Here is a 26,256-nt window from a genome sequence, read left to right on the forward strand (position 1 = left end):
ACCGGCGAGATTGGGAGTGTGCTTCCGGCCCGCCGCGATGCGGCGGTCGTTCAGCGGGCTGCGAGCCAGTGGCTCGCAAGCAAGCCCGCTTCACCCCAGCCCGTCGCGGCGGTGATTCAACGGGCCGCGAGCCAGTGGCTCGCGAGCGCCCCGTTTCACCCTTTGAGCGGCGACTGCTGATTGAGGAACTTGACCGGATTGACCACCCGGCCGCTTTCCCAGACCTCGAAATGCACGTGGGCGCCAGTGGAACGGCCGCTGGAACCGGCCTTGGCGATCTCCTGGCCCGCGCGCGCCAGCTCGCCGACCTTCATCAGCAGGCGGGAGTTGTGCGCGTAGCGGGTCACGTAGCCGTTGCCGTGATCGATCTCGACCACGTTGCCGTAGCCCGAGCGCACGCCCGAGTAGCTGACCACGCCGTCGGCCACGGCCAGCACCGGGTCGCCGACGTCGGCTTCGAAATCGATGCCCTTGTGGAACGCGGCGCCGCCGTTGAACGGATCGGCGCGGCCGCCGAAGCCGGAGGTGATGTAGCTGTTGGCGATCGGAGCGCGCGAAGGCACCGCGTTCATGTCGATCTGGCGATTGAACAGCAGCGACTCGAGCACCGACAGCTGTTCACCGGAGGCCTTGAACTGGCTGGCGAGCTTGTCCATGCCGGCGTTGAGCTCGGGCTTGGCCATGTCGCGGACCGGGCCCGCGCCACCGACGCCGACCGGCTTGTCGAAATCGAATTCGCCGTCCTGCAACTGGCCGATGCGGGTCAGGCGTTCGCCGAGCGCATTGAGGCGGTTGGCCTCGGCCTGCAGTTCGCCCATGCGCGCGGCCAGGGCGTTGATCTCGCGTTGCGCGTCGAGCCGGGTGGCGGCGATCTGCGCGTGCTGCTGGGCCAGTTCGGCGCGTAGCATGCGGTTGTCGGCGAGGCCGGCGCCGGCACCGACCGCGACACCGGTGCCGAGCAACAGCGCCATGGCGAGGGCGGGACGGCGGGCGCCGATCCGGCCGGCCTGCTGGAACAGATGGTCCAGCCTGGCGCGCGTGTTGTTTACGATGGATTGATAGGTCATGTGTCCGATGTCTGATTACAAGCCCAAGCCGAAGTCGCCGCCGCGGAAGTCCTCGACGCCGCGCATCGCCATGGATGCCTTGCTCGAAGATCCCGCTGGCAACAACCCGATCCGCCGAGCGCTGTGGCTGGAAGGATTGGACCGTCGGTTACGCCCCTACCTGCCGCCTTCGCTCGCCGCGCATGCGCGGCTGGCCAACTTCGAACGCGGCAGGCTCGTGTTTGTCGTCGATGCCCCGGTGTGGCGGGCCAAGTTGCGGCTCGCGGCTCCGGAACTGCTCGACGCAGCCCGATCCATCGGACTGGACGCGGCCGAATTCGTCGTCAAGACGACGATCCCGAACCCGGTGGCAGCACCGGTACGGAAGGCCAAACCCATGTCGGCCGCGACGCTCATGTCGCTGCAGGCCGCGCTGGCATCGTTGAAGAAACCCGATCCGTCGGGGTCCAGCGATGCCGGCTGACACTCGGTAGGGCCGCATGGTGGGATGCGTACCGACGGGGGTCCGAGTGTCGGGGTCGGGGCATCCTACTGGCCCAACCCGGGGCTTTTGTTAAGCCTTCACTAGCTTTCCGGAAAAGTTTCGTTAGAAATTAGTTAAGCCGTCACGCACCGTTCACGAGTGTGATCGAGTTAACGTTCCTGACTTTCCTGGGCAGACGTCACAGGCCGCTGAGGGTGCGCGTTCAGGTTGGGCGAACGCGGGGCGGTCTGGAGAAACGAGTGCAGAGGAGTGAGGAACGAGTAGAGCCGCGTGGGCTCTTACTCACTCCTCACTCCTCTGCACTCGTTTCTGCTCAGGCGAGCGCCGGCTCGCCGTAAGCCACAGGCACCGGCTCGGAGCCGCTGTAGCTGACCAGTTCCCAGGCCGAACGCTCGGCCAGCAGGGCGCGCACCAGCTTGTTGTTGAGCGCGTGGCCGGACTTGTAGCCCTCGTAGGCGCCGATGATGGCGTGGCCGGCGAGGTACAGGTCGCCGACCGCATCGAGGATCTTGTGGCGGACGAATTCGTCGGCGTAACGCAGGCCGTCGTCGTTGAGCACGCGGAATTCGTCGAGCACGATCGCGTTGTCCATCGAGCCGCCCAGGCCGAGGTTGCGCTCGCGCATGTATTCCAGATCGCGCATGAAACCGAAGGTGCGGGCGCGGCTGACTTCGCGGATGTAGTTCTCGGTGGAGAACCGCACTTCCGCGCGCGACTGCGAGGCCGGGATCGCCGGATGGTCGAAGACCACGGTGAAACCGAGGCGGAAGCCGTCGAACGGCTCGAAGCGCGCGACCTTGTCGCCTTCGCGCACTTCCACCGGATGCTTGATGCGGATGAAACGCTTCGGCGCGTCCTGCTCGGCGATGCCGGCGGACTGCAGCAGGAATACGAACGGACCGGCCGAGCCGTCCATGATCGGCACTTCCGGCGCGGACAGCTCGACGATGCAGTTGTCGATGCCCAGGCCGGCCATGGCCGAGAGCAGATGCTCGACCGTCATGACCTTGCCGACGCCGTAGGTAAGGCCAGTGCACAGAGTGGTTTCGGTGACCAGATCGGCGCGCGCGGGCATCTCGACCACGGGGTCGAGGTCGGTGCGGCGAAACACGATGCCGGTGTCCACCGGGGCCGGGCGCAGGGTGAGGAACACCTTGTCGCCGCTGTGCAGGCCCACGCCGGTGGCGCGGATCACGTTCTTGAGGGTGCGCTGACGCAGCATGGTCGTGGGGACTTCTTCCGCGAGTGTTCTGGTTCTGCTGGCTGGCCGACCGACGGGCGAACAGGTCCGGACGGACGGATAGCTAATGGGGACGGGCACGAAACCGCGCAAGGTTAGCACGGGGGTAGCTGAACCTGAACGAAAAGGACACAGCATCCCGCCGTTGTCAACAGCGCTCGTCAAACTGACCGGTCGGCCCGCCTTTACGGGTCGGGCCGACCGGCCCAAAGCCCCGCGCTCACGCCGGGGCAAGATGCCTCGGGCCGGGGACGAGTCCGGCCCTTGGTGGTTTACAGCAGAAACGAGTTCAGAGGAGTGAGGAGTGAGTAGGAGCGAGGCTTCTACTCGTTTCTCACTCTTCCCTACTCGTTCCTGATTTTCAGTCCGCCTGGCGGCGCAGGAACGCCGGGATATCCAGGTAGCTGTTGTCGCTGCCGAAATCGGCCACGGCCGGACCGGTCGGTTCCTGACGCGAGCTGCCGCGCAGGCTGCCGCCGAAGCTCGGCATCGGCGCATGGCCGACGTCGTCCATCGCGCCGAACTCGGGCTGACCGGTGGTCGCGTTGCGCACCAGCTGGATCGGCGCGCGCTGCGATTCGCGCTCGTAACCCGAACCGCGCACCGACTGCTTGGTGGCGACACGGTTGAGGCCGGTGGCGACCACGGTGACGCGGACTTCGTCCTGCATGTCCGGATCGAGCACGGTGCCGATGACCACGGTCGCGTCTTCGGAAGCGAAGCCTTCGATGGTGCGGCCCACTTCGTCGAACTCGGCCATGGTGAAGTCCGGACCGGCGGTGATGTTGACCAGGATGCCGTTGGCGCCGGCCAGATTGACGTCGTCGAGCAGCGGGTTCTGGATCGCCGACTCGGCCGCGGCCTGCGCGCGATCGTCGCCGCGTGCCGCGCCGGTGCCCATCATCGCCAGGCCCATCTCGCTCATGACCGTGCGCACGTCGGCGAAGTCGACGTTGATCAAACCCGGACGCACGATCAGATCGGCGATGCCCTGCACCGCGCCGAGCAGCACGTCGTTGGCGGCGCGGAAGGCCTGGATCATGGTCGCGTTGCGGCCGAGCACGGTGATCAGCTTCTCGTTGGGGATCGTGATCAGCGAATCGCAGTGGTGCGACAGCTCTTCGATGCCCTTGAGCGCGACCTGCATGCGGCGGCGGCCTTCGAACGGGAACGGCTTGGTCACGACCGCGACGGTCAGGATGCCCATCTCTTTGGCGAGTTGCGCGACCACCGGCGCAGCGCCGGTGCCGGTGCCGCCGCCCATGCCGGCGGTGATGAAGACCATATCAGCGCCGGTCAGCGCGTCCATGATGCGTTCGCGATCTTCCAGCGCCGCCTGACGGCCGACTTCCGGATTCGCGCCGGCGCCCAGGCCCTTGGTGACGTTGCTGCCGAGCTGCAGCTGCAGCTTGGCGCCGCAGTTCTTGATCGCCTGCGCGTCGGTGTTGGCGGTGATGAATTCCACGCCATCGACGTTACCGCTGACCATGTGCGCCACGGCGTTACCGCCGCCGCCGCCCACGCCAACGACCTTAATGACCGCGTTCGGGGCCATTTTTTCAACCAATTCGAAATGTGCCATGTTCTCGTCCTCTTATAAGTGCCGGGATTTGGGATTCGGGATTTGGGATTCGGAAAAGCGCTCCGTCCCTGTCTCGATGCCCTCGTCTTCGACGTTTTTGGTTTTAAGTTGCTATGTGTTGCCGTTGCCGCTGCCGCTGCTACAACCTGCCAGTGCTGTTGCTAACGCTCTTGCTCTTGCTGTTACTAATCTCGAATCCCAACTCCCGAATCCCGGCCTTCAAAACTCGCCGCGATACCAGTTCTTGATCTTGTTGAAGAAGCTGCCGGCGCGACCGGTGGAGATCACCGGGCGACGCGGGTTTTCGATCTGGCTGCCCATCAGCAACAAACCCACGCCAGTGGCGTGAACCGGGTTGCCGACCACTTCGCCCAGGCCGGTGACGTGCTGCGGAATGCCCACGCGCACCGGCATCTGCAGCATTTCCTCGGCCAGTTCGACCACGCCTTCCATCTTGGCCGCGCCGCCGGTCAGGACCATGCCGGCGCGAACGTGATGCTCGAAGCCCGAACGGCGCAGTTCGGCCTGGATCATTTCGAAGATTTCCTCGTAACGCGCTTGCACCGCCTGCGCCAGCGAGTGACGCGGCATGCGCCGCGGCGGACGATCGCCGACGCTCGGCACCTGGATCGATTCCTCGGCGGTCGCCATCTGCGCCAGCGCGCAGGCGTAGCGCACCTTGATCTGCTCGGCTTCCGGCGTGGGCGTGCGCAGCATGTGGGCGATGTCTTCGGTGACCTTGTCGCCGGCGATCGGCAACGACGCGCTGTGCGCGATCGCGCCCTGCACGAACACCGAAATGTCGGTGGTGCCCGCGCCGATATCGACCAGCACCACGCCCAGCTCGCGTTCGTCGTTGGTCAGCACCGCGTTGCTCGAAGCCAGCACACCGAGGATCAGATCGTCGACCTGCAGGCCGCAGCGCTGCACGCACTTGCTGATGTTGGCCGCGGCCGACTGCGCGCACACCACCAGATGCGCATGCACCTCCAGGCGCACGCCGGTCATGCCGACCGGGTTGCGGATGCCTTCCTGCGAATCGTCGAGCACGTAGTCGCGCGGAATCGCGTGCAGGATCTTCTGATCGGCCGGGATCGCCACCGCCTTGGCCGCATCCAGGACCCGATCGAGATCGCCGTAGGTGACCTCGCCGTCGCGGATCGGCGCGATGCCCTGCGAGTTGCGGCACTGGATGTGATTGCCGGAAATCGAGGCGTAGACCGAGCGGATTTCGCAGCCGGCCATCAGCTCGGCCTCCTCGATCGCGCGCTGGATCGACTGCACGGTCGATTCGATGTCGACGACCACGCCGCGCTTGAGCCCGCGCGATTCGTGCGAGCCGATGCCGATCACTTCGATGGGATTGCCAGGCGAATACTCGCCCACCAGCGCCACCACCTTGGAGGTGCCGATGTCGAGGCCAACGATCAGCGACTTGTCGCCTTTGCGGTTCATGACTGTCCTTGCTGCTGTTTCGGTGCGGCCGCGGGTGCCTGCACGGGCGCCCACGACAGCGAAAAACCATTGGTGTAACGAAGGTCGGCGCGCGCCAGCACCTGCACCCGCTGCGCCATCAACTGCGGCAGCAGCTTGACGAAGCGGCTCAGGCGCGCGCGCGCCTCGTTGCGGCCGACCACGATCTGCGCGCCGTTGGCCAGGCCGAGGGTCCAGCTGCCGCGCTGGTCGACTTCGACCTGGCGCACGTCCAGTCCCACCGGCGCGAACAACTCGCGCGATTCGTTGTAGAGCGCCACCACGTCCTTGATCCGGCTTTCCGGCCCGGCGAACTGCGGCAGGTTGGCCGGCACCTGGATGTTGGCGGTCGGAAACAAACGTCCTTGCTCCGACAACAAACGATCCTGGCCCCAGCGCGCGAACGGCTTGTGCTCGATCACGGTCACTTCCAGCACGTCGGGCCAGCGCTTGCGCACTTCGGCATGGCCGACCCACGGCAGCTTGGCGACCGCGACCTGCGCCGACGCCAGATCGACCGCGAAGAAGCCGCGCTGCGCATACGGCAGCAAGGTCTTGCGCAACGCCGTCGCATCCACCCGCTCGAACTCGCCGGTCACGCGCAGTCGCTTGAGCGGCCACTGGTTCGCGCCGATCCAGCCGTTGAGCACGGCGACGACCGGCAGCGCGACCAAGGCCAGCGCAAGCAACCATCCGACGAGGCGGAGCATGGCGTTCACGCCGTCGCACCTCCTACCGCGGCCGTATCGGTCGCGGACGACATGACCACGGTTGCTTCGAGCACGCGCCAGCACAGCTCGTCGTATTCGATCCCGATCTGACGCGCGGCCTTGGGCACCAGCGAATGGCTGGTCATGCCCGGCGCGGTGTTGACCTCGATCAGATACATCTGGCCGCTGTCGCGGTCGCGCATCACGTCGACCCGGCCCCAACCCTTGCAGCCGGCGGCGACGAAGGCTTCCATCGCCATGCGGCGGATTTCGGCTTCGTCGACGCCTTCCAGGCCGGGACACAGGTATTGGGTGTCATCGGCGATGTACTTGGCGTGATAGTCGTACCACTCGCCCTTCGGCACGATCCGGATCGACGGCAGCGCGCTGTAGCCCTCGCCATTGATCAGCACCGCGACGGTGAGTTCGTCGCCGATCACCATCTGCTCCATCAGCATTTCGCCGGGATAGCGCGCGGCCAGTTCGACCGCCTCGTCGATATCGGCGTCCTTGAGCACGCGCGACACGCCGACGCTGGAGCCTTCGCTGGACGGCTTGATGATCACCGGCAGGCCGATCGCCTGGGCCGCGGCATGCACGTCGTCGCCCTTGGCGATGCGGCGATAGCGCGGAGTCGGCAGGCCGGCCGCCATCCACACCTGCTTGGTGCGGATCTTGTCCATCGCCAGGGCCGAGCCGAGCACGTCCGATCCGGTGTAGGGAACGCCGAGCGCTTCGAGCACGCCCTGCAGCACGCCGTCTTCGCCGCCGCCCTTGTTGCCGTGCAGGATGTTGAACACGCGGTCGACGCTGCCCGCGCGAATGGCTTCGATCAACGCCGGAATGCCATCGACCGCGAACGCGTCCACGCCGCGCGAACGTAGCGCTTCGAGCACGCCGCGGCCGGAATCCAGCGACACCTCGCGCTCGGCGCTGGTGCCGCCCATCAGCACGGCGACGCGGCCGAACACGGCCGGATCGGTGACGCGGAGCGGGGCAAACTGCAGACTCACTTCGATTCTCCCTGGAAACCCTGGCTGGCGAGCTGCTGCGCCGCCGCGCCGATATCGCCGGCGCCCATCAGCAACAGCAGATCGCCGTCGTTCAATACATCCGGCAACACGCCGGCCAGATCACCCGCGCCGCCGACCACCACCGGATCGATGCGGCCGCGCGCGCGGATCGCGCGCGCCAGCGACTTCGCGTCGGCGCCGGCGATCGGCGCTTCGCCGGCCGGATACACCTCGGTCAGCACCAGCGCATCCACCGACGAAAGCACCGCGGCGAAATCGTCGAACAGGTCGCGCGTGCGGCTGTAACGATGCGGCTGGAACGCGACCACCAACCGCTTGTCCGGCCAGCCGCCACGCGCCGCGGCGAACACCGCCTCGAGTTCCTTCGGGTGATGGCCATAGTCGTCGACCAGTTGCACGGTCGCGCCCTTGTCGGTCTGCAGTTGCGCCAGCAGATTGAAGCGACGGCCGATGCCTTCGAATTTTTCCAGTGCGCGCGCGATCGCATCGGGCTGGACGCCGAGTTGCCAGGCGACCGCGCACGCCGCCAACGCGTTCTGCACGTTGTGCCGGCCGGGCAACGCCAAGGTCACCGCGGTGCGGGTCGCATCGGGCAGGCACAGGGTGAAATGCATCGCGCCGCCGGTCTGGCTGACGTCTTCGGCGCGCACGTCGGCGGTTTCGTCGAAGCCGTAGGTCATCACATGGCGCGGGGTTTCCGCGGCGAGCTTGGCGACGTTGGGGTCGTCGATGCACAGCACCGCCAGCCCGTAGAACGGCAACCGGTGCAGAAATTCCTCGAACGCGGCCTGGACCTTGGCGAAATCGCCGCAGTAGTTTTCCAGGTGATCGGCGTCGATGTTGGTGACGATGGCGATCTGCGGATTCAGGCGCAGGAAGCTGCCGTCGCTCTCGTCGGCCTCGGCCACCAGCCACTGGCCGCCGCCGAGACCGGCGTTCGCGCCGGCCGCCAGCAGCTTGCCGCCGATCACGAAGGTCGGATCGATGCCACCCTCGGCCAGCACGCTAGCGGCCAGCGAGGTCGTCGTGGTCTTGCCGTGGGTTCCGGCCACCGCGATCCCGCGGCGGAAGCGCATCAGCTCGGCCAGCATCTCCGCGCGCGGCACCACCGGAATTCGCTGCGCGCGCGCTTCCATCAATTCGGGGTTGTCGCGCTTGATCGCGCTGGACACGACCACGCAGTCGGCGCCGAGCACGTTCGACGCGGCGTGGCCGCGATGCACGTTCGCGCCCATCGCGGTCAAGCGACGGGTGACGGCGTTGTCGGCCGTATCCGAACCCGACACCTGATAGCCGAGCGTGCACATCACTTCCGCTATCCCGCTCATGCCGGTGCCGCCGATACCGACGAAATGCACGCGCGGAAACGCCTTGGCCAGGTCGCCGGTGTGCTGCAGGCGGCGGCGCAATGCCGTGCTCATGCCGGCTCCTTCATGTTCGACTGCTCCAATACGATGTCGGCGACGCGATCGGCCGCGTCGGGTTTGGCGATGCTTCGCGCCGCTTCGGCCATCTGCAACAGCACGCCGCGTTCGGCGAGGATTTCGATGGTCGCCGACAGGCGCGCGCCGAGGTCGTCGCCGGCCTGCGGCAGCAACTGCGCGGCGCCGCGATCGACCAGAAAACGCGCGTTCTTGGTCTGGTGGTCGTCGACCGCCTGCGGGAACGGCACCAGCACGCTGCCGACGCCGGCCGCGCACAGCTCGGCGAGAGTCAACGCGCCCGAACGACAGACGACCAGATCGGCCCAGGCATACGCGGCCGCCATGTCGGCGATGAACGGTTCGACCGATGCGATCACGTCGGCGTTCGCATACGCCTGTTCGGCGTCAGCGCGCAGCTTCTCGCCGCTTTGATGGCGCACTTCGCAGGGCACGCGGCCGCGCAGACCGGCGATCGCAGCGGGCACCGCCTGATTCAAGGCGCGCGCGCCCTGGCTGCCGCCGAGCACCAGCAGCCGCAAGGGGCCGCTGCGTTCGGCGAAACGCTGCGCGGGCGGCGCGACCGCGGCGATCTCGGCGCGCACCGGGTTGCCGACCACTTCTTCCTGGCCACCGGCGAAGGTGTCCGGAAAACCGGTCAGCACGCGGCGCGCGAAACGCGACAGCACGCGGTTGGTCATGCCCGGGGCGCGATTTTGTTCGTGCACGATCAGCGGCACGCCGGCCAGACGCGCGGCCAGGCCACCGGGACCGGCCGCATAGCCGCCGAAGCTGATCACCGCGCGCGGCTGGCGCGCGCGCAACACGCGCTGCGCGGCGCGCACCGACGCGGCCAGCCGGAACGGCGCGCGCAACAGCGTCGCCAACCCTTTGCCGCGCACGCCGCTGATCGCGATGGTGTCGATCTCGATGCCGTGCTGCGGCACCAGACGCGTTTCCATGCCGCCGTCTGCGCCGAGCCACGACACCGGCACGTTCCGCGCCAGCAGCGCCTTGGCCACCGCCAGACCCGGGAAGATATGCCCGCCGGTGCCACCCGCGAGAATCATCACCGGCCGATCATTCGTACGAAGCTCGCTCATGCGGACCTCCCGAACGACGGCTCGACGCGTTCGCGCAGCCGGCTGGTGCCGCGCGCGGCGTCGCTGTTGCGAGCAACGCCGGCGGCCGCGGGCGTCGCAGTCGCGGTCGAAGGCGTGCCGCTCGTGGCCGGCGCGGTCGTCTGCGCCGCTTCGCCGCGCAAACGCGCGACCTGGCGCTGAGCGCGATCGAGTTCGTAAGACACGCGCAGCAACACCGCCAGCGCCGCGCAGCTCATCAGCACGCTGGAGCCGCCGGAGGAAATCATCGGCAGGGTCAGGCCCTTGGTCGGCAACAGGCCCAGGTTGACCCCGATCGAAACGAAACTCTGCAGCCCCATCCACAAGGCGATGCCGAACGCGACGTAGCCCGAGAAGTGGCGACGCATCTCCACGCACTTCAGCCCGATCCACAACGCGCGCCCGGTCAGCAGCGCGTACATGCCGACCACCGCGCACACGCCGGCGAAACCGAATTCCTCGGCGATCACCGCCATGATGAAGTCGGTATGCGCCTCGGGCAGGTACGACAGCTTCTGCACCGACGCGCCCAGGCCGACCCCGGTCCATTCGCCGCGGCCGACCGCCATCAACGCATTGGTCAGCTGGTAACCGGTGCCGAACGGATCGCTCCACGGATTCATGAAGGAGGTCAGGCGGATGACGCGGTACGGTTCGGCGATCGCGATGACCGCCAGGATCGGCAGGCCGATCAGCACCGGTCCGAACATGCGCGGCATGTTGACGCCGCCGAGCACCAGCATGCCGGCGGTGATCGCGAGCAGCAGCGAGGAGGAACCGAAGTCGGGCTGCATCAGCAACAGGCCGACCAGCACGATCGCCACGCCGATCGGCTTGAGCATCGCGCCCCAGGTCGCCGAGATGTCTTCGCTGAAACGCTTGAGGTAGCTCGCCAGCCAGACGATGTACAGCAGCTTCACCGCCTCGACCGCCTGAAAACCGACCGGGCCAAGATTGATCCAGCGCTTGGCGCCGTTGACCTGCTTGCCGATCACCGGCACGAACACCAGCAACAGCAGCACGATGCACACCAGCAGCAGCCACTGGTTGTGCTGTTCGATGGTCTTGAGCTCGGTGCGCATCAGCCAGAACGCCATGCCCAGGCCGACGCCGAGGAAGATCAGGTGGCGGGTCAGGAAGTAGAACGCGTCGACTTCGTGGGTCGCGGCCACGCCGAGCGAGGCCGAGCCGACCATGACCACGCCGGTGCAGGCCAAGGCGATGGACACGAACAACAGCCACGGGTCGTAGCGACCGTGGATGGCGTCGAGTCGGGTTGCCTGGCGCGCGGAGTTTTCCATCAACGGACCTTGAGAGTGGCCAGACCGACCAGTACGAGCACGACCGAGATGATCCAGAAGCGCACGATCACGCGCGGCTCGGGCCAGCCCTTGAGTTCGAAGTGGTGATGGATCGGCGCCATGCGGAACACGCGCTTGCCGGTCAGCTTGAACGAGGCGACCTGGATCATCACCGACAGCGTTTCGATCACGAACACGCCGCCCATGATCACCAGCACCAGTTCCTGGCGCACGATCACCGCGATGGTGCCGAGCACCGCGCCCAGTGCCAGCGCGCCGATGTCGCCCATGAACACCATCGCCGGATAGGTGTTGAACCACAAAAAGCCCAGGCCCGCGCCGGCGATCGCCGCGCAGATGATCACCAGTTCGCCGGCGCCCGGCACCTGCGGGATCTGCAGGTACTTGGAGAACTCGGCATGGCCCGAGGCGTAGGCGAACACGCCCAGCGCGCAGGCGACCAGCACGGTTGGCATGATCGCCAGACCGTCGAGGCCGTCGGTGAGGTTGACCGCGTTGGAGAAGCCGACGATCCAGAAATACGCGACCACGATCAGGCCGGCGCCGAGCGGAATCGCGATCGCCTTGATCAGCGGCACGTAGAAAGTCGTGCTCGCGACCACCGCCGGATCGGCGGTGAAGTACAGGAAGGCGCCCGCGGCCAGGCCGAAGATCGACTGCAGCAGATACTTCCAACGCGACTTCAAACCATTGGGATCGCGGCGCACGATCTTGATCCAGTCGTCGTACCAGCCGATCGCGCCGAAGCACAGCATCACGCCGAGCACCAGCCACACATACCTGTTGCGCAGATCGCCCCACAGCAGCACCGAGGCCAGCACCGTCATCAGGATCAGCGCGCCGCCCATGGTCGGCGTGCCGGCCTTGGAAAAATGCGTCTGCGGACCGTCCTGGCGGATCGGCTGGCCGCCCTTGTACTGGGCGAGCTTGCGGATCACCGCCGGGCCCCACCACAGCGACAGGGCGAGCGCGGTCAACGCGCTGAGGATGCCGCGGAAGGTCAGATAGCCGAACAGACCAAACAGGCTCTGCAACTGCTCCAGCCAACGAGTGAGTTCAAGCAGCATGCGTGGTCCCCTTCCCCTGTGCGGGCTTATGCGCGGACAGCAACGCCGTCACGATCTTGTCCATCGCACTGCTGTGCGAACCTTTCACCAACACCCGCACGCCTTCGCGCAACTGCTCGCTGAGCGCGCGCGCCAACGCGTCGTGGCTGTCGAACACTTCCGCGCCGTCGCCAAAAGCCTGGGCGGCGGCGGTCGGCAGTTCGCCGAGCGCGTACAGGCGACGCAGCCCGGCGGCCTTGGCGCGGCGGCCGATATCGGCGTGCATGGCAACTTCTTCATGGCCGATCTCGCGCATCGCGCCGAGCACCAGCCAGTTTTCGCCGCCCATCTCGGCCAACGTGTCGATCGCCGCGGCGGTCGAACCGGGATTGGCGTTGTAGCTGTCGTCGATCAGCACCGCGCCGTTGTCGAGGCGATGGGTGATCAACCGGCCGTCGACCGGCAACGCGGCGTTGAGGCCGGCGGCGATCGCGGCGAGCGACACGTCGGCGCCGAGCGCCAGCGCCGCGGCGGCCAGCGCATTGCGCACGTTATGACGACCGCTGAGCTTCAGCGCGACCGGGGCTTCGCCCTGCGGCGTCACCAACACGAAGCTCGAACCCTCCGCGCCGACGCGAACGTCCTTCGCGGTCACATCCGCGCTGGCGTCGATGCCGTAGCGGATGATCCGCCGGCCCGAGGCGCGATTTTCGAAGTACGGCGCGAACGCATCGTCGGCATTGATCACCGCCACGCCGTAGGACGGCAGCGCGTCGTAGATCGCGCCCTTGGTGTCGGCGATGCCCAGCAGGCTGCCCATGCGCTCCAGATGCGCGGCGGCGATGTTGTTGACGACCGCGACCTGCGGACGCGCCACGCGCACCAGGTAATCGATGTCGCCGGGCTTGCCCGCGCCCATCTCGTAGATCGCGAACAACGCGTCTTCCGGCGCGTCGAGCACCGCAAGCGGCAGGCCGATCTCGTTGTTGCGATTGCCCGGGGTCGAATAGGTCCGGCCCGGCGCGGCCTGTTCCAGGATCGCGGTGGTCAGCGCCTTGACGCTGGTCTTGCCGTTGCTGCCGGTGATCGCGATCACCCGCGTGTCGCGGGTCGACTGCACGGTGGTGGCCAGATCGGCCAGCGCGCGTTCGGTATTGGCGACGATCACCTGCGGCATGGCCGCATCGATCTCGCGCGAAACCAGCGCGCCGGCCACTGCGGTGCCGAGCAGCTTGGCGACATGATCGTGGCCGTCGAAGCGCTCGCCCTTGAGCGCGACGAACAGCGCCGCGCCGCTCGCCGGCAGCGCGCGGCTGTCGGTAGTCAGCAGGTCGATCGCGGCGTCCTCGCCGTGCAGGCGGCCGCCGGTCATGCGCGCGATTTCGGACAGCAGCAGACGCCTCATGAGCGCGCCTCCAGTGCCGCCTGCGCGATCAGGGTATCGTCGAACGCATGGCGCACGCCGTGGATTTCCTGGTAAGGCTCGTGGCCCTTGCCGGCCACCAGCACGATGTCGTCGGGACTGGCTTCGCCGATCGCATGTTCGATCGCGGCGCGGCGGTCGCGCAGCACCACCGCGCGCTGCGGCGCGCGCAGGCCTTCGAGAATGTCGGCGACGATGACGTCGCCGTCCTCGCCGCGCGGGTTGTCGTCGGTGACGATCACCAGATCGGCGCCGTGTTCGGCGATCGCCGCCATCTGCGGACGCTTGCCGCGATCGCGCTCGCCGCCGCAGCCGAACACGCAGATCAGCCGCGCGTTGGCGTGCGCGCGCAGCGAGGCCAGTGCCTGCTCGAGCGCGTCGGGCGTATGCGCGTAGTCGATCACCACCAGCGGTAGCACGCCATCGCCGCCGAGGCGGTTCATGCGGCCGTGGATCGGTTCGAGTTGCGACAGGGTTTCGGCGATCCGCGACGGCGCTTCGTCGAGCGCATACAGCGCGCCGGCCACCGCGAGCAGGTTGTCGACATTGAAACGGCCGAGCAACTTGGAAGCGACCGGATGCGCCTTGCCGGCGACGACCAGATCGAAGCCGATGCCGCGGCTGTCGAAACTCAGCGCGTCGGCGCGCAAGGTGGCGCCGTCGCGGCCGCGCGAGCTCAACCCGATCGCGCGCACGCCCTTGGGCAGCTGCGCGATCAGTTCGCGGCCGAACTCGTCGTCGAGATTGATCGCCGCCGCCTGCAGGCCCGGCCAATCGAACAAGCGCGCTTTCGCCGCACCGTAGCTCGCCATGTCGCCGTGGTAGTCGAGATGATCGCGGGTCAGATTAGTGAACACGCCTACGTCGAAATGCACGCCGGCGACCCGACCCTGATCGAGCGCGTGCGAGCTGACTTCCATCGCCACCGCGGTCGCGCCGCCGTCGCGCATGTCGGCGAGCAACTCGTGCAGCGGCAATACCAGCGGCGTGGTGAAGCCGTTCGGCACGACCGCGCCGTACAGGCCCGCGCCGAGCGTGCCGACACTGCCGCAGCGAATGCCGCGCAAGGTCCAGGCCTGCGCGATCAGCTGCACGGTCGAGGTCTTGCCGTTGGTGCCGGTGACGCCGACCACGGTCATCGCTTCGCTCGCGCGGCCATGGAAGGCATCGCCCATTTCGCCCAGGCGCGAACGCAGACCCGGCACCGCGATCGCATCGGCCGGCGCCGGCAGATCGTCGGGCGCGGGCGGTTCGAACAGGATCGCGACCGCGCCCTGCGCGCGCGCCTGCTCGACGAATTTCAATCCGTGCGCGCCGAACCCGGCGATCGCCACGAACGCATCGCCCGGACGCACCGCGCGGCTGTCCATCACCAGACCGGAAATGCGCAGATCGCCGGGGATGCCGGCGATGTCGGGCAGCAAGTCGGCCAACGGCATCAGGCGGCTCATCGCACGCCCCCCGGGGCCAGCGCGCCGGCCGCGATCGGCGGTGGCGGCGCGGCCTCCTGCGTTGCCGCCGGCAACACCGGTCCGCTCGGCTTGCCGCCGTTCTGCTTGAGTCGCTTGGCTTCGGCCGCGGCCTGCACCGCGAGCCAGGTTTCGATGTCGTCGGGCGCCACGTCCATCAGCCGCAGCGCGCCGTCCATGACGTTGCGGAACACCGGGCCGGACACCGAACCGCCGTAATAACCCTTCTTGGTCGGATCGGGTTCGCTGACCACGACCACCATCGAAAAGCGCGGCTTCTCCACCGGTACGACGCCCGCGAACAGCGACACGTACTTCTTCGAATAACCACCGGTCGCGCTGAACTTGCGCGTGGTGCCGGTCTTGCCGGCGACGTGATAACCCAGGATCGCGGCCTGCTTGGCGGTGCCGCCCGGCTCGGTCACGGTCTGCATCATGTGCATGATTTCGCCGGCCACGGCCGGATCGAGCACCTGCTGCGGCTCGTTGCGCTGGCCCTTGACGAAGGTCGGCTGGATCAACTTGCCGCCGTTGGCCATCGCCGCGTAGGCCATCGCGATCTGCATCGGCGTGGCCGACAGACCGTACCCGTAGGACATGGTCGCCTTGGTCGTGCCGCTCCAGCGCGACGGCGGCGCGAGCAGGCCCGAGGACTCGCCCGGGAAACCGCTGTTGGGCTTGCGGCCGTAGCCGAAGCCCTGAATGAACTTGTAGTAGTAGTCGTTCGGCAGCGGCAGCGCGAGCTTGGCCGCGCCGACGTTGGAACTCTTGGTGATGACGCCGGTGACGGTCAGGGTGCCGTTGTTATGCGTGTCGGTGATGCGGTACCGGCCATTGGGCATCCAGCCCGGCTCGGTATGCACCAGGGTGCCGGGCTTGACCGTGCCGGCGTTGAGCGCGGCGGCGACGGTGATCGGCTTCATCGTCGAACCCGGCTCGACCACGTCGGTGATCGCGCGGTTGCGATGGGTATCGCGATTGCCGGCGCCGAGCAGGTTCGGGTTGTAGGTCGGCAGGTTGGCCATCGCCAGCACTTCGCCGGTCTCGATGTCGAGCACCACCGCCGAGGCGCTGCTCGCGCCGGTGTCGATCAGCGCGCGGCGCAGTTCGCGGTAGGTCAGGTACTGGATGCGACGGTCAAGGGTCAGGGTGATGTCCTTGCCCGGCTCGGCGGTCTCGACCAGATCGACGTTCTCGACGATGCGGCCGGCGCCGTCGCGGATCACCCGCTTGACCCCGGGCTTGCCGCGCAGTTCGTGATCGAACGCGAGCTCCAGGCCTTCCTGGCCGCGGTCGTCGATGTTGGTGAAGCCCAACACGTGCGACATCGCCTCGCCCTGCGGGTAGAAGCGGCGGAATTCGCGCTGCGAGAACACACCGGGAATCTTGTAGGCGAGGATCCGCTTGGCCTCGTCCGGATTGATCCGGCGCTTGAGGTACATGAACTCCTTGCCCGAACGCTGCGACAGCTTGCGGGTCAGTTCGTCCGGCGCCACGCCCAGGGCCTTGGCCAGGGCCGGCAGACGCTCGGGGCTCTTGGCCAGTTCCTTCGGGTTGCCCCAGATCGACTCAACCGGCGTCGACACCGCCAGCGGTTCGCCGTTGCGGTCGGTGATCATGCCGCGCGAGGTCGGGATCGGGATTTCGCGCAGCGAGCGCGCGTCGCCCTGCTGGCGATAGAAATCGTTGTGGATCACCTGCAGGTCGAGCGCGCGGCCGAGCAGCGCGACCGCGCACAGGCCGAGCGTGCCGCCGACCAGGATCAGCCGGTTGCGCAGGTTGAACTGGGCGCTGCGGCCGCGCGGCTTGTTGCCGGCGCGCGCGCGGTCCTCGCGCAGGCGCGCGAAGCCTTCGCCGAGGTTTTCGACCAGCCGGTCGAAGCCGCCGCCGCGATTGCTGCGCTCGCCGAGCACGCGATCGAGCGGACCGCTGCGGCCGGGCCGCTTGTTCTTGCGGCCGCTCATGGCCGGATCACCACGGTTTCGGCGCCTTCGGGGAACTTCATCCCGATCCGCTCGCGCGCGACCTGATCGATGCGGTTGCTCTCGGCCCAGGTCGCCTGTTCCAGTTGCAGCCGGCCGAATTCGATATTGAGCTCGTCGCGCTCGCGCTGCAGCTTGTTGAGCTGCACGAACAACTGCCGATGCTCATGGCGCGCGAACACCACCAACAGCGCCGAAACGACGTTGGCGACGATCAGCAGGGCCAGCAGCGGGCGCATCACTGGGCGCCTCCTGGCGGTGGCGCCGGGATTGGGGATTGGGGATTGGAGATTGGGTCGAGCGAGGCCGCGGGGTCCGAAGTTTCATCGAATCCCGAATCCCGAATCCCGAATCCCAGCTTCTCAGCCACCCGCAACACCGCGCTGCGCGCGCGCGGGTTTTCGGAGGTTTCGTCGTACTCGGCCTTCTGCGCGCCGCCGATCATCAGCAGGTCGGGGGTGAACGCGATCTCGACCGGCATGCGCCGGTTGGCCGGCGGGGCCTTGGCGTGACGCAGGATGAACTGCTTGACGATGCGGTCTTCCAGCGAATGGAAGCTGATCACCGCCAGCCGGCCGCCGGGCTTGAGCCGCGACAGCGCCGCGTCCAGGCCGAGTTCCAGATCGGCCAGTTCGCGGTTGATGAAGATGCGAATGGCCTGGAAGCTGCGGGTCGCCGGATGGATCTTCTGATCGCCGCGCGGCATCACCGAGGCGATCAGGTCGGCGAGCTGGGCGGTGCGGGTCAGCGGCTGGGCGTCGCGGCGGGCGACGATGGCGCGGGCGATCTTGCGGCTCTGGCGCTCTTCGCCATAGGTCCACAGCACGTCGGCGATCTCTTTCTCGGCGGCCGTGGCCAACCACTGCGCCGCGCTGTGGCCGCTGTCGGGGTCCATGCGCATGTCGAGCGGGCCGTCCTTGCCGAAGCTGAAGCCGCGCTCGGCCACGTCCAACTGCGGCGAGGACACGCCCAGGTCGAGCAGCACGCCGTCCAGGCCGGCCGCGGCCGCGTCCCAGTTCGCCATGTCGGCGAAGCTGCCGCGGTAGATGGACACGCGCGCGTCGTCGCCGAACTCGCGTTCGGCCACGGCGATCGCTTCGGGGTCCTTGTCCATCACCAGCAGTCGGCCTCCGGCCTGCAATTGCGAGAGCACGCCGCGGGCATGCCCACCGCGTCCGAACGTTCCGTCCAGATAGGCTCCGTTCCCGTGTACCCGCAGGCCGTCGAGCACCTGCCGATACATCACGGGAAGGTGGCCGGAGCGCGTCAGCGTGCGTTCCATGCCACCGCCCGTCATAGCTGCAGGTCGAGCAGTTCGTCGCTCAGATCGTCGTCGGAGATGGTCTGACGGATCTGCGCGTGGTGCGCCTGCTCGCTCCAAAGTTCGAATTTGTCGCCCATGCCCAGCAACACCGCCTTCTTCTCGATGCCCACCGCGGCGCGGTGGCTGGCCGGCACGGTGATGCGGCCGTTGCCGTCGAGTTCGACGAACGCGGCCGCGCCGACCAGCTTGAGCTGCATGTTGCGATTGACCTGTTTGACCTTGGGCAGCTTGTTGACCTGGTCGCGGACGCGTTCCCAGATCGACAGCGGATACAGGTAGAGGGAGCCCGACTCGAACGGGTTGTAGGTGATGACCAGGCGGTTGTCGCATTCGCGCGCGACAAGATCGCGGTAAGCGGTGGGTACCGCCAGCCGTCCCTTGTCGTCGATCGTGATGGCGGTTTCGCCCTGGAACATTGCGCACCTTTGGGGTTCCCGTCTCTACCGGACGGGTCACCTCGTTCGTTCACCCGGCTGGGCGGTAGTCCTTCGAAAACCCACAAAAACCCAGGTTTTCCCTCGGAAGCCCACATTAGCAGGGTGCTCAGGGTTGTCAACAACTTTCCGGGGTAAATTTCGCTAGGCACATCAATGGCTTGCAGCGAACTTCAGAGTCTTATTCAAGACTTATCCACTAGCCTTTGTTTCGTCTCATATTTTGAGACTCTGAACGTCACAAAGTGACCCTCGCGCGAACTCCGTCACAGTTGCCGCGCCGTTGCTGCGGGGCAACACGAAACGCCGATCAGCGCAGAAGATCGAAAAAGACGGCGCGATCGCCGCTGTCCATGGGAAGAAGCGCACGCGGCGCCGGGCGACGCATTCCGACACCCGGTTCACGTGGGCGCGCCTAGCGTGAAGTTTTCCTGCGCCCTGGAGCCACCCGATGTCCCCACCCGCCCTTTCCGGCCGCCGCGCCCTGCGCGCCGGCCTGCCGTCGGCCCTGCTGGCGGTCGCCCTGCTGGCCGGCTGCGGCCGCGGCGAACCCGACCGGCTGCCCCTGACCGCGGCGGCGGCCGACGCCGAACTGCTCAAGCGCTGGCAGGCCGAGCAGGCCCGCGAAGACCAGCACCTGCAGACCTTCGACGAACTCGATTTCGTCCACTACAGCGGCCAGCAGTGGCAGGACTTCCACAAGAGTCACGCCCCGAACATCGTCGTCCACTACCCCGACGGCCGAACCACCACCGGCCTGGACGCGCACATCGCCGAGCTCAAGCCGCAGTTCGTGTTCGCCCCCGACACCAAGATCCGCCAGCACCCCATCAAGATCGCCCAGGGCGACCTGACCGCGGTGATGGGCGTAATGGAAGGCACCTTCAGCCAGCCGATGCCGCTGGCCGACGGCAAGACCCTGGCCCCGACGAACAAGCCGTTCAAGCTCGAGATGACCACGATCGGCCGCTGGAAGGACGGGGTGATGGTCGAGGAGTGGCTGTTCTGGGATAACCAGGCCTTCATGAAGCAGATCGGCGCGACGCCGTAAGCACGCGGGCGTTCGCCGCCCCAGCCCAAACGCACAGTGTTTGGGCGTTCGCGGGCGCGCGAGCCAATGGCTCGCAAGCGGCGCCCACTCACCCCGCAAGCGGGAGAAGGTGGCCCGAAGGGCCGGATGAGGGAAAGTTGAGGCTCATGTCCGCTATTGCAGCGACGCGTGCCCTCACCCAACCCTCTCCCGCAAGCGGGAGAGGGCTAAGGACAAAGCGGAAACAAAGAAGCTGCGCCACCACCCGCCACCACGCCCCACCAGTATGAGAGCCCCCTTTAGTAAAGGGGGCGCCCCGAAGGGGCGGGGTTTTGGAAGCGCATAGCGGGGACCCGAAATTTGCTACGCAAATTTTGGGCTTTTTCTGGCGCAGCCGGAAAAAGCGCGAAGTGGGCCGATAAGCCGGGTTCTGTCGTGGACAGTCATTCCTCTAGGCGCAACGTCACCGTTACGCTCAAGCAACCTACCCGGAGACATCGCGGGCCGCGACATAGTCTCCCTATTTGGTTTTGCTCCCGGTGGGGTTTGCCGTGCCGGTCTGTTGCCAGACTCGCGGTGCGCTCTTACCGCACCGTTTCACCCTTACCACGCACCCTTGCGGGCCGTTCGGCGGTCTGCTCTCTGTTGCACTTTCCGTCGGCTCGCGCCGCCCAGGCGTTACCTGGCACCGTGCCCTGTGGAGCCCGGACTTTCCTCGGCACCGGATCTTGCGACCCGATGACGCGACTGCCTGGCCTACTTCGCGTCGGCATTGTCGCATGCGCGCGACCCGAACCGTCGCCGCGCGGTTAAATTGATCCGCGCCACGCGCCACGCGCCACGAACCGCGAACCGCGCCAACCATCGGCCAATCCATGCCAAGCGACGACCCCGAAGATCATTACCCGCTGTATCCACTGGGCATGCTGCGCCGTCACGGCCTCATCGGCGCGCAGGATCTGGCCGAACGCTTGCCCGACTGGAGCGAACAACAACTGCGCGACGCCTTTTGGCGCGCCTACGCGTCGATCCGCGAAACCGAAGCCGTACTGGAACGCTCGCTCAGCATCGACGGCGGCGAGAAAGTCATCCAACTCAACGGCCAGCCGATTTTCGTGTCCGAAGACTGCTGGAACTTCGAAGTGGTGGCCGGCGAGGAACTGATGGACCGCCTGGTCGCCGCGCTCAAGCAACAACGCGCGGCGCAAGCGGATTAGTCGGCGCTGCCATACAAGGCCTTACGCGGCGCCCCGCTCAACTCCGCCGCCAGCTTCGCCGCGGTCGACGGCGGCAGATGCTCGCTGAGCTTGGCGTACAGGCGCTTGCCTTCGATCACCTTGGCGTCGGCATCGTCGCCGGCGCCTTCGACCACGAGCACGAACTCGCCCTTGCGCTGATTCGGATCGGCCTTGACCTGCGCCGCCAGCGCTTCGAGCGACCCGTCGAGCACGGTTTCGAACAGCTTGGTCAGCTCGCGCGCGAGCACCGCGCGGCGCGACGGGCCGAACGCGCCGATCATGTCGTCGAGGGTTTCCTCGATCCGGTGCGAAGATTCGTAGAACAACAAGGTCTGCGGCTCGGCCGCGAGCCGGGTCAGGCGTTCGCGCCGGGCCGAGGTCTTGGCCGGCAGGAAGCCCTCGAAACTGAACCGGTCCGAGGCCAGCCCGGCGACGCTGAGCGCGGCGATCGCGGCGCAGGCACCAGGCACCGGCGAGACCCGGATGCCGGCCGCGCGCGCGGCGCGGACCAGGCGATAGCCCGGGTCGCTGACCAAGGGCGTGCCCGCATCCGACACCAAAGCCAGCGAATCCCCGCCCTGCAGACGCGCCACCAACTGCGCCGCCTGCTGCTCCTCGTTGTGCTGATGCAGCGCCAGCAGCGGGCGTTCCAGGCCGAAATGCGACAGCAACTGGCGGGTATGCCGGGTGTCCTCGGCGCAGATCGCCGCGACCGTGCGCAGGGTTTCCAGCGCGCGCGGCGACAGGTCGCCGAGGTTGCCGATCGGGGTGGCGACAATATGAAGGGTGCCGAAGGTCTGCATCGTGCTCTGGGTTCAAGGCCGGGTAGAATCCTAACCGGTCCCACAGGAACGCCGCTGCGCGGCGAATGCAAGCCGATGACTCATAAGAAAAACCGGCCCGCTTTGACATGGACGTTCATCGGCCTGTTGGCGGCGACCGCGGTGCTCGGCGGCTGCGCCAGCGTCGAAACCCGCCCGACCGCCGCGACCAACGCCTCCAATCCGCTGATCGCCCAGGCCGGGCACCTCGCGCGCGAACACGCCGGCCTGAGCGGCGCGGCGCGCAGCGACAACGAACAGCAGATCAATCGCCTGCTCGGCCAGCTCGACGACGCCGCGCTGAGCCGCGAAGCCGCCGCGTTGCCGGTCGGCGATCCGCTCTACAACTTCATGGGCAAGGTGATGATGCAGCGCGGCCTGCCGCTGCCGCGTCCGTTCGATCGCACCTCCGACTGGAATTTCAACGCCGGCCAGCGTCCGCCGGCCGAAGCCGACGGCTACCGCCCGCCGATGAAACTGGCGGTGCTGCTGCCGGCGACCGGCGCCTCCGCTGTCGCCGGCGCCTCGGTGCGCGACGGCCTGAGCAGCGCTTACTACGGCGAAAGCCGGCGTCGCCCGGACATCTTGTTCTACGACACCGGCAGCAACGCCGCCGGCGCGGTGGCCGCGTACGACAAGGCGGTCGCCGACGGCAACGACTTCGTGATCGGCCCGCTCGGCCGCGACGAAGTCAGCGCGGTGTTCGCCAAGGGCACCTTGCCGGTGCCGGTGCTCGCGCTCAACCGCGGCAACGTCGCCCCGCCCAGCGGCAACGTCAGCTTCTCGCTGACCCCCGAGGACGAAGGCATCGCCGCAGCCGACTTCCTGCTCGACCGCGGCGCCAAGCGCGTGCTCGCGATCGGCGGCAGCGACGACGGCCAGCGCCGCGCGATCGCCGCGCTCAAGGAGCGCCTGGCCGGACGCGGCGCGCAGATCAGCGACACCATCGGCGAAGGCACCGCCGATCTCGGTCCGTTCGTGGCCAAGCCGGGCGGCGTCGACGCCGTGTTCCTGGCGGTCAAGGGCAGCGCGGCGCGCACCCTGATTCCCAAGCTCGCGATCGTCGGCCTGTCCGACAAGCCGCGCGTGGCGACCTCGCAGCTGCTGTCGGGCACCGGCAAGCCGGAGCAGGACCGCGTGCTCGACGGCCTCGCGTTCCCGTCGGAATCGTGGACCAGCGGCGGCATTCGCGGCCTGCCGCCGGCGGTGGGCGTCGGCCAGACCCTGCCGACCGCGCGCGGCCCGGGTGCGGCGCGCCTGTTCGCGTTCGGTTACGACGCCTGGCAACTGTCGGCCTATCTCGAACGTCTGGCCACGCGCCCGGACGCCTTCATCAATGGCGCCACCGGCGTGCTGCGCATCGATGGCGGCGGCTCGGTGCTGCGCACCCCGGCGTGGTCGACCTTCAGCAGCGGCGTGCCGGTGCCGCTGGCGGATGCCGCGCGCCGCTGATCCGCGCAACGGTCCGGCGCCGCGCGCGTCGGACCGCCGCAGCCGCGGCGCCGCGGTCGAAGCCGCCGCGCGCGCCTATCTGCTCGAACACGGCCTGAGCGATATCGCCGCGAACGCGAACTATCGCTTCGGCGAACTCGATCTGGTGATGCGCGACGGCGCGACCGTCGTCTTCGTCGAAGTGCGCTACCGGCGCAGCGACCACTTCGGCGGCGGCGCGGCCTCGGTCGATCTGCGCAAGCGGCGCAAACTGGTGCTCGCCGCGCAGGCCTTCCTGCTCGCTCATCCGGCTTACAGCGACAGCCCGTGCCGGTTCGACGTGATCGAAGCCGATGGCGATCCGGCGCAACCTGATTTGAACTGGTTGCGCGATGCCTTTCGCGCCGACGATATCTAGCGCTCGTAACTCGGCCGCGGCGAGCGGCGTTCACTCTTTTGAGAACGGCTCTGGCCCCGATGCCTTTGTTCCGATCATCGGAACCGATCACAACAGAGCGAGCGCCGGGTCTAAGCCCCATCTAAAAAAGTATCGCGCCCATCGCGATGAGACTAGCTTGCTTCATCGATTCAAACCCGCGGCCAACGCGCGGCCGGCGGCTCGCGGCGATACCATGGGCCCATGCCTACCGTAATGACCCATGCCGTGGTTCCGCTTGCCCTGGGATGGGCGCTCGGATCGCGCACGATTCCGCCGCGACTGCTCGTGGCCGGCGCGCTCGCCGCGATGCTGCCCGATGCCGACGTGGTCGCGTTCAAGCTCGGCATCGCCTATGCCGACGACTTCGGCCATCGCGGCGCCAGCCATTCGTTCGTATTCGCCGCGGTGATCGCCGCGTTTGGCGCCTTATGCTCGCGCTGGCTGCGGGTGCCGCCATGGCGCGCGGCACTGTGGCTGTTCGTGTGCGCCGCCTCGCATCCCTTGCTCGACGCCCTGACCGACGGCGGCCTCGGCGTCGCCTTGTACTGGCCGTGGTCGGACGCGCGCATCTTCGCGCCGTGGCGGCCGATCGAAGTCTCGCCGATCGGCGCGCGCTTCTTCAGCGCGCGCGGCGTCGAAGTGCTGCTGTCGGAAGCGCGCTGGGTGGTGACGCCGGCGCTCGCGCTCGGCGCGGTCGGCGCGCTATTGCGGCGCATCAGCACACGCGGCGCGGATCGCGCACGGTGAGCCGTGATGCGCGCTGAGTTCGCCGTCGGCCTGCCGCCCGCGCTGCATGAGGAAATGGCGCCGCTGTTCGGCGCCGGATGGCTGACCGATCCCGGCGAACGCCTCGCCTACGCCTACGACAACTCGCGCCGGCAATCGTTGCCCGACGCGGTCGCGCTGCCGCAGTCGCGCGAGCAGGTGCTGGCGCTGGTGCGCGCATGCCGGCGCCATCGCGTGCCGCTGGTCGCGCGCGGTCGCGGCACCAACACCACCGGCGCGTCGGTGCCGATCGCCGGCGGCGTGGTGGTCTCGTTCGAACGCATGAACGCGATCGTCGAAATCCGCCCTGGCGATCGTTGCGCGATCGTCGAACCCGGCGTGCTCAACGGCGATCTGCAGACCGCGCTGAAAGCGCATGGCCTGTTCTGGCCGCCCGACCCGACCAGCGCCGCGTTCAGTACGGTCGGCGGCAATCTGGCCTGCAACGCCGGCGGCCCGCGCGCGGTGAAATACGGCGCCAGCCGCGACAACGTGCTGGCGCTGACCGCGGTGACCGGCGCGGGCGAATTGATCGTGTGCGGCACGGCTACGACCAAGGGCTCTACGGGCTACGACCTGCATCGACTCTTGGTCGGCAGCGAAGGCACGCTCGCGCTGATCGTCGAAGCCAGCCTGCGCCTGACCCCGACCGCGCCGGCGCGCGCGGCCTTGCGCGCGACCTATCGCGATGTCTCCACCGCCGCGCTCGCGGTCGCGCGGCTGATGGCGCAGCCAGTCACGCCGTCGATGCTGGAATTCATGGACGGCGACGCGGTGCGGCTGGCGCGCGATGTCGGCGGTGCCGATCTGCCGCACGAGGCTGGCGCGTTGCTGATGATCGAAGCCGACGGCGACGCGCAGACCTTGCCGTTCGCGATCGAATCTTTGAAACGCGCCGCGTCCGGCGACGGCCTGCTATCGCTCGATGACGCCGCCGACGAAGCCGCGCGGGAAAAACTCTGGGCCGCGCGCAAGGCGCTGTCGCCGTCGCTGCGCACGCTGGCGCCGGGCAAGATCAACGAAGACGTGGTGGTGCCGGTGTCGCGCATCCCCGAACTGGTCGATGGCGTGCAAGCGCTGTCGCGAGAATTCGCCCTGCCGATCGTGTGTTTCGGCCATGCCGGCAACGGCAACCTGCACGTCAACCTCCTCTACGATCCCGCCGACTCTTCGCAGAACGAACGCGCGCATGCCGCGATGGGCCGCGTGTTCGAACTGGCGCTGGCATTGGGCGGGACTTTGTCGGGCGAACACGGCATCGGCCTGGCCAAGCGCGATTTCATGCCGCAGGCGGTGGGCGCGCAAACCTTGGCGATCATGCGTCAGTTGAAGACGGTGTTCGATCCCGACGGCATCCTCAATCCGGGCAAGTTGTTGCCGGACGAGTGAGGTGGAGTGAC

At 67.6% G+C, this 26,256-nt stretch carries 23 protein-coding genes, 1 other RNA gene and 1 pseudogene; 7 read left to right on the plus strand and 18 right to left on the minus strand.

The features are described 5' to 3' along the window. Positions 1-155: 155 nt before the first annotated feature. Positions 156-971 (minus strand): M23 family metallopeptidase, encoded by an 816-nt coding sequence (locus ASD86_RS00480; RefSeq protein ID WP_235567651.1) that lies wholly within the window; start codon positions 969-971, stop codon positions 156-158. A 103-nt stretch (positions 972-1,074) separates the two neighbouring features. Between ASD86_RS00480 and ASD86_RS00485 the strand changes: the two genes are divergently transcribed. Continuing rightward, the gene (locus tag ASD86_RS00485; protein WP_096415560.1) at positions 1,075-1,530 is read left to right on the plus strand and encodes a DUF721 domain-containing protein; all 456 of its coding nucleotides are present in this window, start codon (positions 1,075-1,077) and stop codon (positions 1,528-1,530) included. Positions 1,531-1,864: 334 nt separating this feature from the next. Here the strand turns inward: ASD86_RS00485 and lpxC are convergent, their stop codons facing one another. From lpxC to mraZ, 15 genes and pseudogenes are all read right to left on the minus strand, one after another. Next, complete coding sequence (gene lpxC / locus ASD86_RS00490; protein WP_056105813.1) at positions 1,865-2,773, minus strand: UDP-3-O-acyl-N-acetylglucosamine deacetylase; 909 nt, start codon at positions 2,771-2,773, stop codon at positions 1,865-1,867. Positions 2,774-3,152: 379 nt separating this feature from the next. Further along, on the minus strand, positions 3,153-4,373 hold the full coding sequence (gene ftsZ, locus ASD86_RS00495; RefSeq protein WP_036104606.1) for a cell division protein FtsZ: 1,221 nt from the start codon (positions 4,371-4,373) through the stop codon (positions 3,153-3,155). A 219-nt stretch (positions 4,374-4,592) separates the two neighbouring features. Continuing rightward, positions 4,593-5,828 (minus strand): cell division protein FtsA, encoded by a 1,236-nt coding sequence (ftsA, locus tag ASD86_RS00500; protein ID WP_056105815.1) that lies wholly within the window; start codon positions 5,826-5,828, stop codon positions 4,593-4,595. A 56-nt stretch (positions 5,829-5,884) separates the two neighbouring features. Continuing rightward, a pseudogene (locus ASD86_RS00505) lies at positions 5,885-6,565 on the minus strand (cell division protein FtsQ/DivIB); the annotation flags it as partial. After that, positions 6,562-7,569: a D-alanine--D-alanine ligase gene (locus tag ASD86_RS00510; RefSeq protein ID WP_056105816.1), complete on the minus strand. Its 1,008-nt coding sequence runs from the start codon at positions 7,567-7,569 to the stop codon at positions 6,562-6,564. The pseudogene ASD86_RS00505 and the gene ASD86_RS00510, both read right to left, overlap by 4 nt. Beyond that, positions 7,566-8,999, minus strand: coding sequence for a UDP-N-acetylmuramate--L-alanine ligase (murC, locus tag ASD86_RS00515; RefSeq protein WP_056106988.1), 1,434 nt, complete (start codon positions 8,997-8,999; stop codon positions 7,566-7,568). The genes ASD86_RS00510 and murC overlap by 4 nt, the downstream gene beginning before the upstream one ends. Positions 9,000-9,007: 8 nt before the next feature. After that, positions 9,008-10,114 (minus strand): undecaprenyldiphospho-muramoylpentapeptide beta-N-acetylglucosaminyltransferase, encoded by a 1,107-nt coding sequence (gene murG, locus ASD86_RS00520; protein ID WP_056105818.1) that lies wholly within the window; start codon positions 10,112-10,114, stop codon positions 9,008-9,010. After that, entirely contained in the window at positions 10,111-11,433 is a 1,323-nt protein-coding gene (gene ftsW, locus ASD86_RS00525; RefSeq protein ID WP_056105820.1) for a putative lipid II flippase FtsW, read from the minus strand. The genes murG and ftsW overlap by 4 nt, the downstream gene beginning before the upstream one ends. Then, positions 11,433-12,521 carry a phospho-N-acetylmuramoyl-pentapeptide-transferase gene (gene mraY, locus ASD86_RS00530; RefSeq protein WP_036104620.1) on the minus strand — a complete coding sequence of 363 codons (1,089 nt, stop codon included), beginning with the start codon at positions 12,519-12,521 and terminating at the stop codon, positions 11,433-11,435. The genes ftsW and mraY overlap by 1 nt, the downstream gene beginning before the upstream one ends. Continuing rightward, positions 12,511-13,905, minus strand: a complete 1,395-nt coding sequence (gene murF, locus ASD86_RS00535) for a UDP-N-acetylmuramoyl-tripeptide--D-alanyl-D-alanine ligase (RefSeq protein ID WP_056105821.1) — start codon at positions 13,903-13,905, stop codon at positions 12,511-12,513. The genes mraY and murF overlap by 11 nt, the downstream gene beginning before the upstream one ends. Next, positions 13,902-15,362 (minus strand): UDP-N-acetylmuramoyl-L-alanyl-D-glutamate--2,6-diaminopimelate ligase, encoded by a 1,461-nt coding sequence (locus ASD86_RS00540; RefSeq protein WP_056106989.1) that lies wholly within the window; start codon positions 15,360-15,362, stop codon positions 13,902-13,904. The genes murF and ASD86_RS00540 overlap by 4 nt, the downstream gene beginning before the upstream one ends. 8 nt (positions 15,363-15,370) lie before the next feature. Next, complete coding sequence (locus tag ASD86_RS00545; protein WP_082577942.1) at positions 15,371-17,356, minus strand: penicillin-binding transpeptidase domain-containing protein; 1,986 nt, start codon at positions 17,354-17,356, stop codon at positions 15,371-15,373. Beyond that, positions 17,353-17,616 (minus strand): cell division protein FtsL, encoded by a 264-nt coding sequence (gene ftsL, locus ASD86_RS00550; protein ID WP_056105823.1) that lies wholly within the window; start codon positions 17,614-17,616, stop codon positions 17,353-17,355. The genes ASD86_RS00545 and ftsL overlap by 4 nt, the downstream gene beginning before the upstream one ends. Continuing rightward, positions 17,613-18,656: a 16S rRNA (cytosine(1402)-N(4))-methyltransferase RsmH gene (gene rsmH / locus ASD86_RS00555; protein WP_235567622.1), complete on the minus strand. Its 1,044-nt coding sequence runs from the start codon at positions 18,654-18,656 to the stop codon at positions 17,613-17,615. The genes ftsL and rsmH overlap by 4 nt, the downstream gene beginning before the upstream one ends. A gap of 11 nt (positions 18,657-18,667) precedes the next feature. Further along, complete coding sequence (gene mraZ, locus ASD86_RS00560; protein ID WP_036104630.1) at positions 18,668-19,114, minus strand: division/cell wall cluster transcriptional repressor MraZ; 447 nt, start codon at positions 19,112-19,114, stop codon at positions 18,668-18,670. Positions 19,115-19,583: 469 nt separating this feature from the next. Here mraZ and ASD86_RS00565 point away from each other — a divergent pair, with 469 nt between their 5' ends. Beyond that, positions 19,584-20,183, plus strand: coding sequence for an ester cyclase (locus ASD86_RS00565; RefSeq protein WP_056105826.1), 600 nt, complete (start codon positions 19,584-19,586; stop codon positions 20,181-20,183). 382 nt (positions 20,184-20,565) lie between these two features. On the opposite strand, the gene rnpB is transcribed toward ASD86_RS00565, so the two are convergent. After that, positions 20,566-20,925: RNase P RNA component class A (rnpB, locus tag ASD86_RS03960), an RNA gene on the minus strand. A 112-nt stretch (positions 20,926-21,037) separates the two neighbouring features. Between rnpB and ASD86_RS00570 the strand changes: the two genes are divergently transcribed. Then, positions 21,038-21,379 (plus strand): hypothetical protein, encoded by a 342-nt coding sequence (locus ASD86_RS00570; RefSeq protein ID WP_056105828.1) that lies wholly within the window; start codon positions 21,038-21,040, stop codon positions 21,377-21,379. On the opposite strand, the gene rsmI is transcribed toward ASD86_RS00570, so the two are convergent. Beyond that, complete coding sequence (gene rsmI / locus ASD86_RS00575; protein WP_056105830.1) at positions 21,376-22,203, minus strand: 16S rRNA (cytidine(1402)-2'-O)-methyltransferase; 828 nt, start codon at positions 22,201-22,203, stop codon at positions 21,376-21,378. The genes ASD86_RS00570 and rsmI overlap by 4 nt on opposite strands. 75 nt (positions 22,204-22,278) lie before the next feature. On the opposite strand from rsmI, the gene ASD86_RS00580 reads away from it, so the two are divergent. The 4 genes from ASD86_RS00580 to ASD86_RS00595 all read left to right on the plus strand — a co-directional run bounded on the left by ASD86_RS00580 (position 22,279) and on the right by ASD86_RS00595 (position 26,245). Beyond that, on the plus strand, positions 22,279-23,673 hold the full coding sequence (locus ASD86_RS00580) for a penicillin-binding protein activator (RefSeq protein ID WP_162253584.1): 1,395 nt from the start codon (positions 22,279-22,281) through the stop codon (positions 23,671-23,673). Beyond that, entirely contained in the window at positions 23,657-24,070 is a 414-nt protein-coding gene (locus ASD86_RS00585; protein ID WP_056105832.1) for a YraN family protein, read from the plus strand. Before ASD86_RS00580 ends, ASD86_RS00585 begins: the two co-directional genes overlap by 17 nt. A 222-nt stretch (positions 24,071-24,292) precedes the next feature. Continuing rightward, complete coding sequence (locus ASD86_RS00590; protein ID WP_056105834.1) at positions 24,293-24,838, plus strand: metal-dependent hydrolase; 546 nt, start codon at positions 24,293-24,295, stop codon at positions 24,836-24,838. Positions 24,839-24,844: 6 nt separating this feature from the next. Further along, positions 24,845-26,245 (plus strand): FAD-linked oxidase C-terminal domain-containing protein, encoded by a 1,401-nt coding sequence (locus tag ASD86_RS00595; protein WP_056105836.1) that lies wholly within the window; start codon positions 24,845-24,847, stop codon positions 26,243-26,245. Positions 26,246-26,256: the final 11 nt, after the last annotated feature.

Source organism: Lysobacter sp. Root690 (assembly GCF_001427785.1).
In the GTDB taxonomy this organism is placed as follows: Bacteria; Pseudomonadota; Gammaproteobacteria; order Xanthomonadales; family Xanthomonadaceae; genus Lysobacter.

What these genes read in the sequence shown, in the direction of transcription:
- murG (WP_056105818.1), bottom strand. Translation starts at nt 10,114, where the DNA reads ATGAGCGAGCTTCGTACGAATGATCGGCCGGTGATGATTCTCGCGGGT.
- ASD86_RS00570 (WP_056105828.1), top strand. Translation starts at nt 21,038, where the DNA reads ATGCCAAGCGACGACCCCGAAGATCATTACCCGCTGTATCCACTGGGC.
- ASD86_RS00590 (WP_056105834.1), top strand. Translation starts at nt 24,293, where the DNA reads ATGCCTACCGTAATGACCCATGCCGTGGTTCCGCTTGCCCTGGGATGG.
- ftsZ (WP_036104606.1), bottom strand. Translation starts at nt 4,373, where the DNA reads ATGGCACATTTCGAATTGGTTGAAAAAATGGCCCCGAACGCGGTCATT.
- rsmH (WP_235567622.1), bottom strand. Translation starts at nt 18,656, where the DNA reads ATGGAACGCACGCTGACGCGCTCCGGCCACCTTCCCGTGATGTATCGG.
- mraY (WP_036104620.1), bottom strand. Translation starts at nt 12,521, where the DNA reads ATGCTGCTTGAACTCACTCGTTGGCTGGAGCAGTTGCAGAGCCTGTTT.
- ftsW (WP_056105820.1), bottom strand. Translation starts at nt 11,433, where the DNA reads ATGGAAAACTCCGCGCGCCAGGCAACCCGACTCGACGCCATCCACGGT.
- rsmI (WP_056105830.1), bottom strand. Translation starts at nt 22,203, where the DNA reads ATGCAGACCTTCGGCACCCTTCATATTGTCGCCACCCCGATCGGCAAC.
- ASD86_RS00595 (WP_056105836.1), top strand. Translation starts at nt 24,845, where the DNA reads ATGCGCGCTGAGTTCGCCGTCGGCCTGCCGCCCGCGCTGCATGAGGAA.
- mraZ (WP_036104630.1), bottom strand. Translation starts at nt 19,114, where the DNA reads ATGTTCCAGGGCGAAACCGCCATCACGATCGACGACAAGGGACGGCTG.
- ASD86_RS00540 (WP_056106989.1), bottom strand. Translation starts at nt 15,362, where the DNA reads ATGCCGTTGGCCGACTTGCTGCCCGACATCGCCGGCATCCCCGGCGAT.
- ASD86_RS00480 (WP_235567651.1), bottom strand. Translation starts at nt 971, where the DNA reads ATGGCGCTGTTGCTCGGCACCGGTGTCGCGGTCGGTGCCGGCGCCGGC.
- murF (WP_056105821.1), bottom strand. Translation starts at nt 13,905, where the DNA reads ATGAGGCGTCTGCTGCTGTCCGAAATCGCGCGCATGACCGGCGGCCGC.
- lpxC (WP_056105813.1), bottom strand. Translation starts at nt 2,773, where the DNA reads ATGCTGCGTCAGCGCACCCTCAAGAACGTGATCCGCGCCACCGGCGTG.
- ASD86_RS00545 (WP_082577942.1), bottom strand. Translation starts at nt 17,356, where the DNA reads ATGAGCGGCCGCAAGAACAAGCGGCCCGGCCGCAGCGGTCCGCTCGAT.
- ftsA (WP_056105815.1), bottom strand. Translation starts at nt 5,828, where the DNA reads ATGAACCGCAAAGGCGACAAGTCGCTGATCGTTGGCCTCGACATCGGC.
- ASD86_RS00585 (WP_056105832.1), top strand. Translation starts at nt 23,657, where the DNA reads ATGCCGCGCGCCGCTGATCCGCGCAACGGTCCGGCGCCGCGCGCGTCG.
- ASD86_RS00485 (WP_096415560.1), top strand. Translation starts at nt 1,075, where the DNA reads ATGTCTGATTACAAGCCCAAGCCGAAGTCGCCGCCGCGGAAGTCCTCG.
- ASD86_RS00565 (WP_056105826.1), top strand. Translation starts at nt 19,584, where the DNA reads ATGTCCCCACCCGCCCTTTCCGGCCGCCGCGCCCTGCGCGCCGGCCTG.
- ASD86_RS00580 (WP_162253584.1), top strand. Translation starts at nt 22,279, where the DNA reads ATGACTCATAAGAAAAACCGGCCCGCTTTGACATGGACGTTCATCGGC.